This window comes from Pseudoalteromonas sp. A757 (assembly GCF_004103285.1).
Classification (GTDB): Bacteria; Pseudomonadota; Gammaproteobacteria; order Enterobacterales; family Alteromonadaceae; genus Pseudoalteromonas; species Pseudoalteromonas galatheae.
The window spans coordinates 284,017-300,987 of record NZ_QNQN01000074.1; the positions used below are offsets into that span (position 1 = coordinate 284,017).

Genomic DNA, 16,971 nt, shown 5'->3' on the forward strand with positions numbered 1-16,971 from the left:
CCTTAAATTCCTATTGCAGAGATTTATGAACGTTTATATTTTGAAAATACAAGGGACACGTTTTGCCCACCGAAACCAAACGAGTTTGACAAAATATGATTTACAGGGCGTTGACGTACTGATTCAGGCGTAACCACGACAATGTTGTCATGCTCACAGGTACCGTCGTAGTTAATTGTCGGTGGGACAACATCTTCTATAATACTTTTCACACTAAAGACATTTTGCACGATCCCAGAGGCATTCAAGCAATGGCCTGTCATTGACTTTATTGACGTCACGGGTATCGACATGCCTTGAAACAGGTCGCTCAATGTGTCCGATTCAAGCTTGTCATTTTCAGGAGTACTGGTGCCATGCGCATTCACAAAAGTAATGTCTTTCAATTCAAGCTCAGCTGCTTTAACTGCGCTGCTCATTGCACTTAGGATCTTATGCCCTTTGGGGTTACTTCTCGTTCTGTGATAGTTGTCAGTGGTACTTGCACAACCTGCAAGCTCAGCATAAATATTGTGGCCATGTTGTATCGCATAATCCTCACTTTCGAGAATTATTGCTCCTGCCCCCTCCCCTATCACAAAGCCATCGCGACTCGCGCTAAATGGTCTTGATGCAGTTTCTGGCGAGTCATTACGTGTCGATAACGCTGATAAGTTGGAGAACTTTGTGATTGTTTCTCTGGACACAGAGCAATCAGAAGCGATAACTAAGATACGATTTGCAAGTCCAGACTGAATGGCATTAAAAGCCATTTGTAATGTTGAAGCCGATGATGCACAGGCAGTAGAAACCAAAGTGGGATAATCTTTAACCTGATATTTTTCTGCAATTCGCGCCGCAAGATTTGACTCGTAGAAGAAGGTCGTAAAGTGATCTTCAATACCTGAGTCCGCATTTTCCTTGGCGAAACGCGGTTCAATATCATACAAACCGTTAGGCAAACTATAATAGCAGCGGTCAAAACCTTCATCGTCTGCGGCAATTGCCTCATCGACTACTTTCTCTAGTAACTGCTCTAAAATCCCTCGAGGTGTTCCAAAGGTGCGATTATCTCGGTAATAAGCAGCAATATGTGTTTTCATACCTGTTGTATCAAAGCGATCGATTGCCTTGACCGCTGATACTCCAGCGTCAAGTTGTTGCCAACAGTGCTCTACCGTATGACCTAACCCTGTAGACACACCCATTCCAGTAATTACAACTTTATTTTTCATTTGTTATTCCTGATTTCGATTTTAAAAATAAAATGAAACGCCATTCCTTGTTGTGCTCTTTTGTTTATTTTCCGCTCAAGAATGCCATCAATGCCTCTGGCGTTTTCAAGCGATAGAAGTCGTTAACATCAATTGCAATATTCAGCCGTTTTCTTAAATTTCTTACCAATAGCATCGCAAGTACACTGCTGCCTCCAGCATGAAAGAAATCATCAGCCATCATGAAGTTAGGCTGCCCTAACATTTCACGGAAGAGGTGTAACAACTGCTCATTAATACCTGTAGGTAATTTGGAAGTAGCCGCTGACGAAGTAGAAAATAAGGATTTTATTTTTTCGCGATCAACTTTTTGGTTGATATTCAGAGGCAGTGTGGTTGAGACAAGTATTTGGGTAGGGATCATATAACTGGGTAGGTGCGCACTAAGCTCGCTTCTCACCTCCTCGCTACTCAGCGTTTCATCTTCTACCTGAACGAACAGTGCCAGTTGTTTTTTGCTCTCGTCTGTCGTTGATGAAAGTACAAAACATTGAGCATATTTCACTTGTGCTAGTGTAGCTGTGACAGCCTCTATCTCGGCCAACTCAATGCGATAGCCGTTCAGCTTAACCAACCCCTGACGACGTCCCCGGTAATGGATCACACCTTGCGCATTTTTAATTGCCAGATCACCTGTCTTGTATAGTTTCTCCGATAAGTTATCGAATTTATTTGGGACAAAAACTTCAGCTGTTTTTGCAGCGTCGTGTAAATAACCTTTTGCAACCGCTACGCCCGTTACCCAAATCTCCCCTTCTTCACCGTACGGCACAACTTGTCCTTGCTCATTGACAATGTAAATGCCAACACAATTTATTGCTTCTCCAATCGCGGGGACATCTTGTTCATCCGATAAAGGAGATAAGCATGAGTATTGAGTCACAACATGTGTTTCTGACGGGCCATATTGGTTCACCAATCGTGTTTGGAGACCTGCAAATAAGGCTCTGATCTCAGGTGTAATAAGCAGCTTTTCACCAGCGACTATCACCACCTGCAGAGTTACAGGGCGAAGTTCAGGGCAAAGTTTTGCTTCTTCAGCTAGGGCTTGAAGAACTGGAGACGGCATGAAAATACGTTCGATACTCTGCTGACATAACTTTCTCAACAAAGCCTTGGGATCACGAACGTCTTCCTTTGTGGTGATCACAAGCTCTGCGCCGCTATAAAAACACGTCAATATTTCTTGTACAGCAACATCAAAACTAATCGAAGTAAATTGAATTGTACGGTATGACTTGCCAATTTCGGGTTCCAATTCTTGCTGGACCTGAAGCAGATTTGCAATCGCGGAATGCGTCATCTCGACCCCTTTAGGTTTTCCTGTCGAGCCTGATGTGTAAATAATGTAAGCGGTGTCTGTGGAATAGTTTGCCCCACATGTTCCCTTTGCCACGCGTGTAATTAAAAGAGGCGAATCATCTGTTAGCCAGCTATCCAAATAAATAAAATTTGCATCGTAATCTAAATTTTCAGCGATCTGACGCGTCGTTAAGATAGCTGCTGGCTGACTTTGAGCTAACATATAGTCGACGCGTTTAGCAGGCAAATCAGGATCGATGGGAATGTAGGGAATGCGAGCACCAAAACAAGCATTTACCGATGCTGCTAATGCCATAGACCGAGGCAAACAAATAGCAACCGCTTGAGATGCTGAAATCGCATTATTCAATACCGCAACCAGTTGCGCTGTCTTATCGCACAGCTGGGCATATGTTAGGCTATGGTTATCATCGCGTATGGCACACGAATTCATCACTCGCTCTGAGTGACTGAAAGATAAGTCCGTCATTTAGAACCTTCCTTAGACTAGGTAAATTAACGATCAGCGCGACAAGTAAGTTTGGTAATTACCTTCTCGACAGCTTCTTTAAATGGCGGATTTTTGCGTCCAAGTAGGCGATTCATATCTACCGTATACTTAGTTCCAATGAGTCGTTCAGTGGATTCTGGAAGCATTGAAGTCAACTTATCAGCCACCGACGCGGATCTATCAAAATAGACCGTCCTCTTTTGCTTTCGTATGCCGTCTAAAATTTGTGGAAGAACTTGTTCTACCGACAACAATGCATCATTCCCATAAGCGTTGGTCGCCATCGACATCGGCGTTGCAACAAGCGGTAGGTTGAGATCGGTCACTCTTATATTGTTTCCCATATTCTCAACAGACAGAGTACCCATATACGCTTTAAGTGCCTGTTTACTTGCCGCATAACACGCAAACATTGGAGAAGGATAGTTGGTTACAATAGACTGAGAATTAACAATTTGCCCCCCGCCTTGCTCTATCATTTGAGCAAGAAATAGTTGGGTCATTTCAACCGCAGCGATGTAATTGACTTGCGCTGTTCTGTCTGCATCGTGGGCTTGTACACTGGACATGGAAAGGACGCTTTTTCTCAGTGACATACCAGCATTATTAATGACAATATCAATACCATGGAATTGCTGCATCGTCTTTTCGTAAATGTCTTTTCGTGCACTTTCGTCACAAATGTCAGCCTGAATAAAGAGGCACTTAGTGTTTTTTCTCAGCATATTCATGCTTTTCTTATCAAACTCTCGTCGTCCAATAAGTACTAAGTGTGCGCCAAGCTCACTTAACTTCATTGCCAAGCTCAAGCCAATTCCAGATGTGGCGCCTGTAATTAATATGCGCTTGCCGCGATAAAACGCCTTATTGCTTTCAGTTGGCGTTTTAAGGGGTAAACAGAGTTTAAATAACAACTTAAAGGTATTAATCCAAACTCGCTTAACACTGATTTGGTGTTCGAGTGCATGCTTCAAGCGTTCAGTGACAACCGCAATTTCAGACTCAGTCATGTCTCGCGGCATATTGAGTCGAGACATAAAAATAAGTAAGTTCGCATGCGTGATCAGCATATTAGAAACCACTGGCTCAAACAGCATTTTGCGCGCTTTTGCTGAAGGAAAATATGTTTGATTCAGCACCAGCTTAATCAGCCCCCCTTCCCCTCTCACAGCAGAAAATACCTTCGACTTAGAGATTGCAGTTTCTAATCCCGTACGAAATTGAGCATAAGTTTGTGTGATTTGAGATTCGTTTAGGCGTGAAGATAAGTCCTCAAGTCCTTGGTACGCAATATGAGATCCTAGTTGGTTAACATAGCGGGATGCGAGTTTGTTATAGAGCTCTGGTTGATTCTGCTGCGCTGATGCCGCAACCGATTGGCTCAAAAGAGTCATTCCAATTGGGAAAAACATATCGCTTAGTGATTTAGCCAAGGTGACAATATCTGGCTTGTTAATTTTGCCCTGATAGGACAAAAAGCGCCCCGTTCGCCACACTCCTGCGAGGACATCGTCAGTTCCAACTAGATATCCATTCGTTTCACGATAGGAGTCAACGATATCTAAAATGTCCTGCGGGATCGGCAAACAATCAAACCCTTGTACGACCTCAAACCAAACCAAACAGATATTGCCTTTACTCAATACTTTTACCAGCTGCTCAACGGCATCACTAGCATGAGGGTCAACATAGATGACATTATCACTATAAGGAGCAAATACGGTACTATCGGCCCAAGTCGCAGCGGATGCATACTGACTTAAGCTCATCGATAACAGAGTTTTTCCACTGTAGTTTTTATTGAAGGTAACAATATATTGTTTGTCTGGATTAGCCATTCGAGCAGCTAAAATGGCATTATCAACAGCACTTGCACCACTCACCGAGGGTAGTGCCACATTGAAGCCTGTAAGCTCAGATATTTTCTTACACAGTAACGCCCAATAATCTTTATCTTGACTGTGCGACTGTAATACGTGAGTCGCGATGGCATCATGGTTGTGACCTCGTAAACTGCACCCATAATTACCAGTACAGTCTAGAATATCCTCACCACTATTAAGCTTTAAACTCAGTCTTTTCGCCGATTTAACGTTAACATCCAAGCCGAGTAAACGATATAACTTCGTGCCCTGAGGGTTGATATACCTAGCCGTTGCCGCCAAGCGACTTTCAAAATCAGTCTCAATTTGATCTAGTTTATAACGTAACGCCTCAGATAGCCTTCCGGCTTTTTTTAAGCGCTCAATTGCAAAAGACAAGATTAAATTATTGCCGCCAAACGTCGAGGAATGCAAAAAACACATCTGAGGGTCATCCCAAGGTTTATACATTTCTGACGACATAATGAGCGCTCCAAATGGCGCTTGATAGTCGACGGCTGACTCACCTAATAAAATAAAGTCAGGTTCAACTTGCTTGGACAGCAATAGCTGCGCCTTTAGCTCAATACGCGATTCGTCCAAACCAAACGCGATATTGTTCTTTTTACAAACACTTCTTAATTTATTGAGACGACGTTTTTCAGCTTTAACTTCATCGCTTGAAGTTACCGGTTCAGCTTGAACTACCACGCTATGTACTTCGTCAGATAAAGACGCGTTTAACAGCGCTTCAATGGAGTCGTAAAAGGTGATACCAGTGGTAAATTCACAACTCCCCCCCAACCCAGCATGAAGCCACTTTTGGAAGAAATGATAGTCACCGAGGAAAGCGATTTTTTTTAAGGTGGGTTTACGGCTGTTTTCATAAGCCTTGTGACGACACAGCTTGATTGCAGCGTGTATAGCCTCATCATATGAGTTGTTGAAAAAGGTTTTGTAATCCTCTTTGATTATAGAAGATTGTAATAGGTCTGAGTAGACTTTTGCTAACTGAGCTAAACTTTCCGACACAAATAAGCTGACAATGAGCATACTTACGCGCTCTGATTGATGAAATGTTAGCGCATGCTCTAAAAACTCGCTTGATGTACACGCATACACCGATGCGTTAACTGGTGAAACCTCTATCTCCCGCTTATGAATACTATTCACAGCAACGTCCTTTTATAAAACAACAAAGATGACAGCGCTCACAAGCTGTCCCCGTAAACGCAAAGCAGGCAAGAATATACAACCTAAAAAACACCAGCGCAACTTTACATTTACATAAAAAACATTACATAAACCAAATAAACAAATTGCATACAAATCAATAAAAGATATTTTCAGTGAAATATTTCTTTCATAATCAGGAGAGAAAAAAGGTTTACTTCTAGCCTAACATTTAAGGCTAAAACGCATCTAAATCACATAAATAACAGAAAGTTAAAATCCCCCATTAGCTAGATAAAATATAACTTATGAGAGATTACGCGAATCAATAAATTGGCAGTAACTAATAGCAAAATAAATTGCAAATAAAGACAGAAAAAAGGATGAACTAAATTGTATTTCACCAGAAATGCAAAAAACAAAAAATTAACAAAAAGGAAATCGGTAGAAGGGATTTTGCAATACGCTCCATCTGAAATTCAAACAAGATGGAGCACATTTTTTAACATTATACTTTAGTATAATGTTTAATTTTTTGAGTCTAGGCCATCTACCGTAACCCCTTGTAGGAAGCCCGCACCTTTTTGTTCATTATTTTGCAGCTTGATCATTAGGCGCAAATCGTTTGGCGAATCAGCATGATGCAGTGCATCTGCATAGTTGATCCGCTGCTGCTTATAAAGCTCAAACAAGGCTTGATCAAAGGTTTGCATGCCCATGTCTTTCGATTTTGCCATTGCCTCTTTAATTGAGCCAATATCGCCTTTTTTAATAAGCTCAGCAACGAGTGGGGAGTTAAGTAACACTTCAATGGCAGCTTCTCGCCCTTCTCCCTTTGAAGAAGGCACAAGTTGTTGCGCCACAATAGCACGCAAGTTCAGCGCCAAATCGTACTTTAGTTTATCGTGCTTTTCTTTAGGGACTAAGTGCATGATACGGTCAATAGCTTGGTTAGCATTATTGGCGTGCAAGGTCGCAACGCATAAATGCCCCGTTTCAGCAAAACTCAGTGCATACTCCATGGTTTCTTGCGAGCGAATTTCACCTATTAAAATAACATCTGGCGCTTGGCGTAATGAGCTTTTTAAGGCAGATTCGAAACTGTCAGTATCAATGCCTACTTCACGCTGAGTAATGATGCTTTTTTGGTGTTGATGCACAAACTCGATGGGGTCTTCAATGGTTAAAATATGACCACGCTGGTTACGATTACGATAACCAAGTAGTGCCGCAAGCGAGGTTGACTTACCCGTGCCCGTACCACCCACAAATAACACCAAACCACGTTTGGACATGATCACATCAGTCAAAACTGACGGCAAACCTAGCTCATTGACATCTGGAATAGCGGTCACAATACGGCGAATAACCATACCCGCACAATCTCGTTGCCAAAACGCAGAAACACGAAAACGCCCGATATCGTTAGCAATCGCAAAGTTACACTCTTTAGTGTCAAAGTATTCTTGCTTTTGCTTGTCGCTCATAATCGAGGTAACAAGATTCAGTGACTGCGCGGCATCCAATCTTTCTTCACTTAACGCTCTTAGCTCTCCATCAATTTTGGCGCTCACAGCAAGCCCAGCCGAAACGAATAAGTCAGATGCCTGCTGATTGGCCATCGTTTGCAAAAACGGTTCTATATTCATCATTACACCACTACTTAATAGCCGCTATTAAACTGGTTTTTATCATGCGCTTTCGCACGCGCATCTTGCTGTGTGATCAAGCCACGGTTTAATAGGTTTGTAAGGCATTGATCCATAGTTTGCATACCGTGCATCCCACCGGTTTGAATGGCAGAATACATCTGTGCAATCTTGTCTTCACGAATAAGATTACGAATAGCGGGGATCCCGAGCATAATTTCATGCGCAGCTATTCGCCCGCCGCCAACTTTTTTCACCAGCGTTTGTGAAATAACCGCTTGTAGCGACTCTGACAACATAGAGCGCACCATGTCTTTTTCTTCACCTGGGAACACGTCCACAATACGGTCGATGGTTTTAGGTGCTGAGGTAGTATGCAAAGTACCAAATACTAAGTGACCTGTTTCTGCGGCAGTTAGCGCTAAACGAATGGTCTCAAGATCACGTAATTCACCGACCAAAATAACGTCAGGGTCTTCACGGAGTGCACTTCTCAGCGCCGCGTTAAAGCTGTGCGTGTCTCTATGTACTTCACGTTGGTTGATAAGACTTTGCTTGTTGTCGTGAACAAATTCAATCGGGTCTTCGATGGTTAGAATATGGTGGTGTTTGTTGTTATTAATATAATCCACCATGGCAGCCAACGTGGTTGATTTACCTGAGCCTGTCGGGCCGGTTACCAACACCAAACCACGCGGGTTATCTGAAATTTTGGTAAAAATGTCTGGCGCCCCCAAATCATCTAAGCTCAGCACTTGATTTGGAATGGTACGGAACACCGCAGCAGGACCACGATTTGAATTAAACGCGTTAACACGAAAACGTGCCAGATTTGGCACTTCGAACGAGAAATCTACCTCAAGGTTTTGCTCATAGTCACGACGTTGATTATCATTCATAATATCGTAGATGAGGCTGCTGACGTCTTTTGCTTCTAACGGCGGGATATTCACCCGGCGTACGTCCCCGTCAACGCGGATCATAGGGGAAACACCTGAAGAAAGGTGTAAGTCAGATGCTTTGTGTTGAACACTAAAAGCTAATAATTCAGTAATATCCATTTATAACTCCACAATGAGCACTAGTACTATATGGTTACAATAGCAGAACGCTTAGATAACGCCTACGGCAGGATAGAAAAAGCCAAGCAAAATTGTCAATTCAGCGAAACAGTACAATTACTCGCGGTTTCTAAAACCAAACCTATCGCCGATATTGAGGCTGCTATTGCGGCAGGCCAAACCCAATTTGGTGAATCTTACGTACAAGAAGCGGTTGATAAAGTTGCCTATTTTAAACAGAACAAAGCGCTTGAATGGCACTTTATTGGTCCAATCCAGTCCAATAAATCAAGATTAGTCGCCGAAAACTTCCATTGGGTGCAAAGTGTGGATAGAGAAAAAATCGCACGCAGGCTGAATGAGCAAAGACCAACAAACTTAAAGCCACTCAAGGTACTGGTGCAGGTCAATATTAGCGGTGATGACAACAAATCAGGTTGTCATCCTGATGAGGTTGATACGCTTGCGCAGTTTATTAATGACTGTCGTCAATTGGAGCTTCGTGGCTTGATGACTATCACAGAGCAAACCGATGACAGACAAAAGCAATTACAATATTTCCAGCAAATGCGCGCTTGCTTTGATAGACTAAAGGACCAATATCAACAGCTAGATACCTTATCGATGGGAATGAGTGGCGATTTAGACACTGCGATTGCAGCAGGTTCCACCATGGTTCGCATTGGTACTGATATTTTTGGCAAACGACAGTGAGGTGAATAACACAATGTCAAACAAGACAATTGCATTTATTGGAACGGGAAATATGAGCTATGCCATTATCGGTGGCATGATCAAAAGTGGCTTTGACGCGCAGTCCATTATTGCCACCAACCGCAATGCAGAAAAACTTGCCAAAGTCGCAGAGCAATTATCGGTAAGAACAACACAAGATAATCTAGAAGCAGTCGCTGCTGCCGACGTCATCGTCTTGTCTGTAAAACCACAGATGATGGCCGAGCTGTGTCAGACCTTTCAAGATGCAGATATTGATATTAGTAATAAACTGTTTATCTCTGTCGCCGCCGGTATTACCGTTGCACGACTGAGAGAAATGCTCGGCCAACCAGTAAAAATGGTGCGCTGTATGCCTAACACGCCATCATTGCTCGGACGCGGCGTGTCTGGCTTGTATGGCGTCGACATCAGCGATGAAGAAAAAGACTATGTAGAGCAAGTATTTTCATCCACCGGTATTGCCCTATGGCTTGATGAAGAGTCGAAAATCAACGACGTGATCGCGGTAACGGGTTCATCTCCAGCGTATTTCTTCTTGTTTATGGAAGCCATCGAAGAAAAAGCTAAATCCCTAGGCTTTAATGCTGAGGAAGCCAGAAAGCTTGTGCAGCAAACTGCGCTAGGTGCGGCTGAAATGGCATTATCACAACCAGAAATTAGCATCGCTCAGCTACGCGCAAACGTCACCTCTAAAGGTGGCACAACCCATGCGGCCGTTGAGCACTTAAAAGCACAGCAATTACCAAAAATCGTAGCGGACGCGATGGATGCATGTATCGCGCGCGCTGAAGCAATGGAAAAAGAAATCTAAAGGTGACCAATGAATGCCATGCAATTTTTAGTCGGGATCGTATTTGATCTATTTTTAATGGTCGTATTACTACGATTCTGGTTGCAGCTTGTCAAAGCCGACTTTTATAACCCGCTAAGCCAAGCGGTTGTTAAAGCAACCTCTTTTGCCGTGAACCCGCTGAGAAAAATCATTCCGGGTGTGGGCGGTTTAGATCTTGCCTCTTTGGTGCTGGCATTCATTATTGGCTTTGCCAAAATGGCGACGCTGATGGCGTTATTCGGTGGTTACTTTGACGCGTTAGGTGCGCTGGTTGGTGGTGCAATTACAGTAGTAAAAGAAGCATTTAGTCTGGTGTTCTGGATCCTTATTATTCGCGCCATCTTAAGTTGGGTAGCGCAAGGCTACAATCCAGTTGCCGCAGTATTTGAGCAGTTAACTGAGCCGATGCTAAGACCTATTCGTAAAGTAATCCCACCGTTAGGCGGACTGGACTTATCTATTTTAGTCCTAATTATCGGCATGCAATTTTTGCAAATTCTAATGATGGATTTACTGAGATAGGAGCGCCCTAATGAAACCATTTATTATTGCATTAATGATGCTGCTTGCACCAAGCGTGTTCGCTCAAGATGAGCAAGGCGGTCAATTTAAAGACTTAGGTCCTTGGGAAGTGCATTATATCGCCTTCCCGTCTACCTTTGTTCAGCCTAAAATTGCAAAAGCGTATGGCTTAATTCGTAGCGGCAAAAAAGCAATTGTGAATATCTCGGTTTTGGCCGACAAGCCAGGCAAACCAGCGGTCCAAGCTCGCGTTGCGGGGAGTGCCAAGAACCTGCTTGGTAAAACCGTACAACTAGAGTTTAAAGAAGTCGTAGAAGGTGAGGCTATATACTATCTCGCCCAATTAGATTACGACAATGAAGATATTTTTCGTTTCGACATTGAGATCAGTGAAGGTAAGCAAAGCCGTAAACTCACGTTCTCACAAAAGTTTTATGTAGAGTAGAGAAACTTATGGCAAATAAAGTGGTACTTGCCACGGGCAACCAAGGTAAAGTCAAAGAGCTTAGCGCGATGCTAAACCAGTATGACATTGAGGTATTACCGCAAAGTGATTTCGACGTGCCTGAGGTTGCAGAAACCGGCACGACCTTTGTGGAAAACGCTATTATCAAGGCGCGTCATGCTGCTAATATTTCTGGCTTACCTGCCATTGCCGATGACTCAGGGCTTGAGGTAGACGCCTTAGACGGCGCACCTGGAGTATATTCCGCGCGTTATGCAGGCACTAACGCCGACGACCAAAAAAATATTGATCACTTACTCGCAGCGCTTGGTGAACAAATTGAGCGCAGCGCACGTTTTTGGTGTGTTTTAGTTTATATGCGCCACGCTGACGACCCAACGCCGATTATTTGTCAGGCAAGTTGGGAAGGTGAAATCACCACAACACAACAAGGCCGAGAAGGGTTTGGATACGATCCAATCTTTAAGGTACAAGGTTTAGACTGTACATCAGCAGAGCTAACCAAGGAAGAAAAAAACGCAATCAGCCATAGAGGACAGGCACTTAAACAACTCGTCAGTCACTTTCAAGGCCTCGCGTGAAACTACCTCCATTAAGTCTTTATGTGCACGTACCTTGGTGCGTGCAAAAGTGTCCTTACTGTGATTTCAACAGCCATGGTAAAAAAGGCGATATTCCTGAAACGGAATATATTCAACATTTACTCCACGATATCAAAGCCGATCTTCACTATGTTCAGGGCCGTAAACTCAGTAGTATTTTTATTGGCGGTGGCACCCCTAGCCTGCTTTCAGGTGAAGCGTACCGCTATTTGCTCACTGAAATCGAGGCGCTAATTGGTTTTGAGGATGACATTGAAGTCACTTTAGAAGCAAATCCAGGTACAGTTGAAACAGATCGTTTTAAACATTATGTCGAGGCTGGCATCAATCGTATTTCGATAGGTGTGCAAAGCTTACAACAGGAAAAGCTCACTCAACTTGGCCGTATTCATGGCGAGCAAGAAGCGCTAAACGCAGCACAAGAAGCCCATCAAGCAGGGTTAAACAGCTTTAATCTTGATTTGATGCATGGTCTTCCCAATCAATCTGTTAGCGATGCCTTAAGTGATTTAGAAAAAGCCATTGCAATGGCACCGCCACACCTTTCTTGGTATCAATTAACCATTGAACCAAATACGCAGTTTGCCTCTAAGCCTCCGGTTTTACCTGAGGATGAAACACTGTGGGACATCCAAGAACAAGGTCAGGCATTACTTGCGGAGCACGGCTATCAGCAATATGAGATCTCAGGCTATGCCAAAGCGGGATTTCAATGTCGACATAACTTGAATTATTGGCAATTTGGCGATTATCTCGGGATCGGCTGTGGTGCGCATGGCAAAATCACTTTGCCTGAGCAGCAACAGATCCTAAGAACCGTAAAAGTAAAGCATCCTCGCGGCTATATGGATCTGAGTAAACCCTATTTATATGAGCAGTGGCATGTTGCAAGCGATGACAGGCCATTTGAGTTTTTTATGAATGTATTCCGTTTAAAAACTGCCGCATCAAAACAACAGTTTATTGACTACACTGGCCTTGAACTTAGCGCTATTGCGACGCAAATTGCTGAGGCCGTAGATAAGGGTTTGATTGAGGAAACCAATGATTCATGGCTAGTTACAAATAAAGGCCACCGATACCTCAATGATCTGCTAGAGTTATTTGTTTAATATAGAAATTATGCGGGTAATATTCACTGCAACCCGCATGAAAACCGCCATTCGGCAACATATAATAAAAGGGTATAAAATGCGTAAATTAACCATTTTAGCAGCAGCGGTAAGCGTCGCGCTTTTTGCTGGCTGTCAACAAACCACACACTCTCCAGCACCAGCTCAAAAAGCTGAACAACAAGTCGTAAAAAGTGAAGTAGAAAAGGCGAACGCACTTTTTGAAGCGTCGTTTACCCGTGGCGTAATGCGTAGCCCAGTTTACCAAACTTATATGGGTATCAAACAAGACTACGACAAGTGGGATGACGGCAGCGAAGCGCGCCAACTTGAAGATCTTGAGCTGACGAAACAAGACTTAGCTGCGCTTAATGCAATTGATCGCAGTAAGCTAGATGCCAATACGCAAGTGAGCTACGATTTATTCAAGCAAGGCCTTGAAAACACCATCGCAGATTTTAAATGGCGTTACCATTCTTATCCGGTAAATCAGATGTATGGTACACACTCTATGGTGCCTGCATTTTTAATCAACCAACATCAAATTACCGATGTGAAAGATGCCAAAGCGTATATCTCACGTTTAAACGGCGTACCGGCTGTATTTGATCAGCTCATCATCGACTTAAAAGCGCGTGCAGATAAAGGTATTATTGCACCGAAATTCGTTTTCCCTCACGTCATTGAGTCAAGTGAAAACATCATCAAAGGTGCGCCATTTGCAGCAGGTGACGACTCAACATTACTGGCGGATTTTAAACGCAAAGTAGCAACTCTTGAAATCAGTGAAGACGAGAAATCAGCACTGGTAAAAGAAGCAACAGACGCGCTAACAACAGCAGTAAAACCTGCTTATAACAAGTTGATTGGTTACCTACATAAACTTGAGAAAAAAGCAGACAAGCGTGACGGTGCATGGAAATTTCCTAATGGCGAGAAATTTTATAATAACGCCCTAGCCCGCACGACAACCACAGCGCTAAGCGCTGAAGAAATTCACGAAATCGGTTTATCTGAAGTGGCACGTATTCATGACGAAATGCGAGCAATCAAAGAAAAAGTGGGCTTCAAAGGCGATTTAAAAGCCTTTATGGAGTTTATGAGAACCGACAAGCAGTTCTACCTTCCAAATACAGAAGCTGGTAAGGCACAATATTTGGCCGAAGCGAAAGCGATGATCGATAATATGAAGTCACGCTTGGATGAGTTGTTTATCGTTAAGCCAAAAGCAGACATGATAGTAAAACGCGTAGAGGCATTCCGCGAAAAATCAGCCGGTAAAGCTTTCTACCAGCAACCCGCACCTGACGGCTCACGTCCTGGTGTATACTATGCAAACCTTTACGATATGGAAGCCATGCCTACTTACCAAATGGAAGCCTTGGCTTATCATGAAGGTATTCCTGGTCACCACATGCAGATCGCGATTGCTCAAGAGCTAGAAGATATGCCTAAATTCCGTAAGTTTGGTGGCTACACTGCATACATCGAAGGTTGGGGCTTATATTCTGAGCTTGTACCAAAAGAAATGGGTTTATACGAAGACCCCTATTCAGATTTTGGTCGCTTAGCGATGGAATTATGGCGTGCGTGCCGCTTAGTGGTAGATACGGGGATCCACGCAATGAAGTGGACACGTCAAGAAGGTATTGATTACTACGTAAACAACACACCCAACGCTAAGTCAGACGCTGTGAAGATGGTAGAGCGCCATATTGTTATGCCTTCACAGGCGACAGCATACAAAGTGGGGATGTTGAAGATCCTAGAACTTCGCGAAGCCGCTAAAAAAGAACTGGGTGATAAGTTTGATATTCGTGAGTTCCACGACGTCGTACTGAAAAATGGCCCGGTTCCACTAAACGTGCTTGAATCATTTGTTGATGAGTGGGTAGCGAGCAAAAAAGGCTAACTCCTACTATCAATATACTTAATAAAAGCCAGCATGCTCAATCATGCTGGTTTTTTATTTCAACTACATAAGCTGTATTTGGAGAAGCAAATCGGTATCAGAAATAATGGCCGCTAGAGAGCGAATTGTTATTCCGCCCTCAGGTTACTCTTCTGTAAAATTAAATTCTGTTCCGGTTAAAATAATATGCAAGCAGGCACCGCCATGCGCTGGGCTTTGCATTTTGATTTCACCCTTCAACTTCTGTGTTACTAAGTTATACACAATGCTCAAGCCCAGTCCTGTACCACCCGAAAAACGCTTTGAAGTAACAAAAGGCTCAAAAATGGCAGGTAGTAGCTCTTTATCTATTCCCGCGCCGTCATCTTTAAAATAAAAATGGATATAATCGTTAATTAACACGGTAGATACCACAATATTGAGCTTTTGTCCGTCAATCTTGGCATGCTTGATACAATTATTAATACTGTAACCAACAACTTGACTAAACACGGATGGGTAACTGTTCAACACTAAATTGTCTGGGATTTCGAGCTCAATGGCATACTCATCATGGTTTAACTCTGATTGGTAGCAATCAAAGACATTTTTAACCAAATGCTTGAGGTTGAAAGAGCTCTTTTCTTCAAACTCTCGATTCACGGCCACTAGCTTAAAGTCATCAACCAGCGAAGCTGTGCGATGCAGATTATTTTCTAATAAATATAACGCTGCTTCTGCCTCAGTAATTAGTGTCGTTAAGGTTTGTCGCTGTAACTTACCAAGTTCAAGTTGCGATTTTAGTGTAGCAACTTGCTCTTTTAAATGCGATTGGCTGGTAATAGCAACACCAAGCGGCGTATTTAACTCATGAGCAAAGCCACTTACCATATTTCCTAAGCTCGCCATTTTGGCTTCTTCGATTAAGCGTTGCTGTGCTGCGCTCAGCCGCGCTAGTAAGGTTTCAATAAATGCTAATAAGTCATCGAGTTGATGAGCAATTTGTGCAATTTCATCATTACCGTCAATATTCACCCTTAGGCTAAAATCTTCAAGCTTGGCAACTTTCACCAGTACCTTATTGATAGCCAATATATGCCGTGTGACTTTGCTATTTTGGTAATTAAGTAAGATAAGCACGGCAATATTCATTAGTACAATTAAAATGAGGCCATATAAAATGATGCTTTCTTTACGTTCTTGCGTAACGGCTTGGGTACGGATTGATACTAATTCAAACTGGCTTCTTAACTTTTGCTTCTCGGTGAACAGCTCAGCACGAACGCCTTCACCGTCGTGTAAACCTAGCTTTCTCAAAATAGTGACATAGCTTGCAAAACCCGCGTCATACCGCTTTAGCAAGTTGCTTATTTCTTCACTTAGCGCATTGCTTTTAATTAGTTGTTCAGCATGCTTCACTAGTTGCTCATGCTGTTGTAAATAACTTAAGTCAGATCTTAATAAAAAGTCCTTTTCTCGGCGTCTTAATTCCAATACTGCAATTTCTAGCTGAGGCATAGCTTTGCCTGAAATCCTATCCTGCAAAGCATGAGCACTGCGTCTAAACTCACCATAAATGCCAGCATTTTCATCATAGCCAAGCTGTTCATACAAACGAATGAGTTCATCTAATTTTGCAAAATAGGCTTTTGACAACTCATTCAGGGTTAAAAGTAGAGGTAGCAAATCCTCTTCATTGGCCATCGAATTTAGCAAATTGCTAAAGCTATCCTGATAGCTGTATTTTAATTGTGGAATAGCAGACACATGCTCCTTCTTTACTCTAATCAGAATATGCTCTTCTTGGTCCATAGTACGCTGCAGCGCTGTTTGTACATGACTCAACTGCGCGGTCAGACGTGCACTACGGCTCACCTCATAATACAAAAACCAGCTGACGAATATGATCACTATCGCAGAGGTAAACGCGGCGATTTTAAAAAATAGAACTGACTGCTTTAACTGCACGGTACACCCTCGCCTAACTAATACTCTGT

The 16,971-nt window shown here is 42.9% G+C and carries 13 protein-coding genes; 7 read left to right on the forward strand and 6 right to left on the reverse strand.

The genetic code is table 11. The features are described 5' to 3' along the window. Positions 1-23: 23 nt before the first annotated feature. From DRB05_RS20845 to DRB05_RS20865, 5 genes are all read right to left on the reverse strand, one after another. Positions 24-1,214, reverse strand: a complete 1,191-nt coding sequence (locus DRB05_RS20845) for a beta-ketoacyl-[acyl-carrier-protein] synthase family protein (RefSeq protein ID WP_128728624.1) — start codon at positions 1,212-1,214, stop codon at positions 24-26. 64 nt (positions 1,215-1,278) lie between these two features. Then, the gene (locus DRB05_RS20850) at positions 1,279-3,045 is read right to left on the reverse strand and encodes a non-ribosomal peptide synthetase (RefSeq protein ID WP_128728625.1); all 1,767 of its coding nucleotides are present in this window, start codon (positions 3,043-3,045) and stop codon (positions 1,279-1,281) included. Between the two features lie 26 nt (positions 3,046-3,071). Next, positions 3,072-6,101 carry an SDR family NAD(P)-dependent oxidoreductase gene (locus DRB05_RS20855; protein ID WP_128728626.1) on the reverse strand — a complete coding sequence of 1,010 codons (3,030 nt, stop codon included), beginning with the start codon at positions 6,099-6,101 and terminating at the stop codon, positions 3,072-3,074. Positions 6,102-6,628: 527 nt separating this feature from the next. After that, positions 6,629-7,750: a PilT/PilU family type 4a pilus ATPase gene (locus DRB05_RS20860; RefSeq protein ID WP_128728911.1), complete on the reverse strand. Its 1,122-nt coding sequence runs from the start codon at positions 7,748-7,750 to the stop codon at positions 6,629-6,631. A 14-nt stretch (positions 7,751-7,764) separates the two neighbouring features. Next, positions 7,765-8,811, reverse strand: coding sequence for a type IV pilus twitching motility protein PilT (locus tag DRB05_RS20865; protein WP_128728627.1), 1,047 nt, complete (start codon positions 8,809-8,811; stop codon positions 7,765-7,767). Positions 8,812-8,841: 30 nt separating this feature from the next. Here DRB05_RS20865 and DRB05_RS20870 point away from each other — a divergent pair, with 30 nt between their 5' ends. The 7 genes from DRB05_RS20870 to DRB05_RS20900 all read left to right on the forward strand — a co-directional run bounded on the left by DRB05_RS20870 (position 8,842) and on the right by DRB05_RS20900 (position 14,995). Further along, entirely contained in the window at positions 8,842-9,525 is a 684-nt protein-coding gene (locus DRB05_RS20870; RefSeq protein WP_128728628.1) for a YggS family pyridoxal phosphate-dependent enzyme, read from the forward strand. Between the two features lie 13 nt (positions 9,526-9,538). Next, positions 9,539-10,360, forward strand: coding sequence for a pyrroline-5-carboxylate reductase (proC, locus tag DRB05_RS20875; RefSeq protein WP_128728629.1), 822 nt, complete (start codon positions 9,539-9,541; stop codon positions 10,358-10,360). A gap of 9 nt (positions 10,361-10,369) precedes the next feature. Beyond that, positions 10,370-10,903, forward strand: a complete 534-nt coding sequence (locus DRB05_RS20880; RefSeq protein ID WP_128728630.1) for a YggT family protein — start codon at positions 10,370-10,372, stop codon at positions 10,901-10,903. Positions 10,904-10,913: 10 nt separating this feature from the next. After that, positions 10,914-11,348: a DUF4426 domain-containing protein gene (locus tag DRB05_RS20885; protein ID WP_128728631.1), complete on the forward strand. Its 435-nt coding sequence runs from the start codon at positions 10,914-10,916 to the stop codon at positions 11,346-11,348. Between the two features lie 8 nt (positions 11,349-11,356). Further along, positions 11,357-11,950 carry an XTP/dITP diphosphatase gene (locus tag DRB05_RS20890; protein WP_128728632.1) on the forward strand — a complete coding sequence of 198 codons (594 nt, stop codon included), beginning with the start codon at positions 11,357-11,359 and terminating at the stop codon, positions 11,948-11,950. After that, on the forward strand, positions 11,947-13,083 hold the full coding sequence (hemW, locus tag DRB05_RS20895; RefSeq protein WP_128728633.1) for a radical SAM family heme chaperone HemW: 1,137 nt from the start codon (positions 11,947-11,949) through the stop codon (positions 13,081-13,083). The genes DRB05_RS20890 and hemW overlap by 4 nt, the downstream gene beginning before the upstream one ends. A 79-nt stretch (positions 13,084-13,162) precedes the next feature. Next, positions 13,163-14,995 carry a DUF885 domain-containing protein gene (locus DRB05_RS20900; RefSeq protein WP_128728634.1) on the forward strand — a complete coding sequence of 611 codons (1,833 nt, stop codon included), beginning with the start codon at positions 13,163-13,165 and terminating at the stop codon, positions 14,993-14,995. A gap of 144 nt (positions 14,996-15,139) precedes the next feature. Here DRB05_RS20900 and DRB05_RS20905 read toward each other — a convergent pair whose 3' ends face one another. Then, positions 15,140-16,942, reverse strand: a complete 1,803-nt coding sequence (locus DRB05_RS20905) for a HAMP domain-containing sensor histidine kinase (RefSeq protein ID WP_128728635.1) — start codon at positions 16,940-16,942, stop codon at positions 15,140-15,142. Between the last annotated feature and the right edge of the window lie 29 nt (positions 16,943-16,971).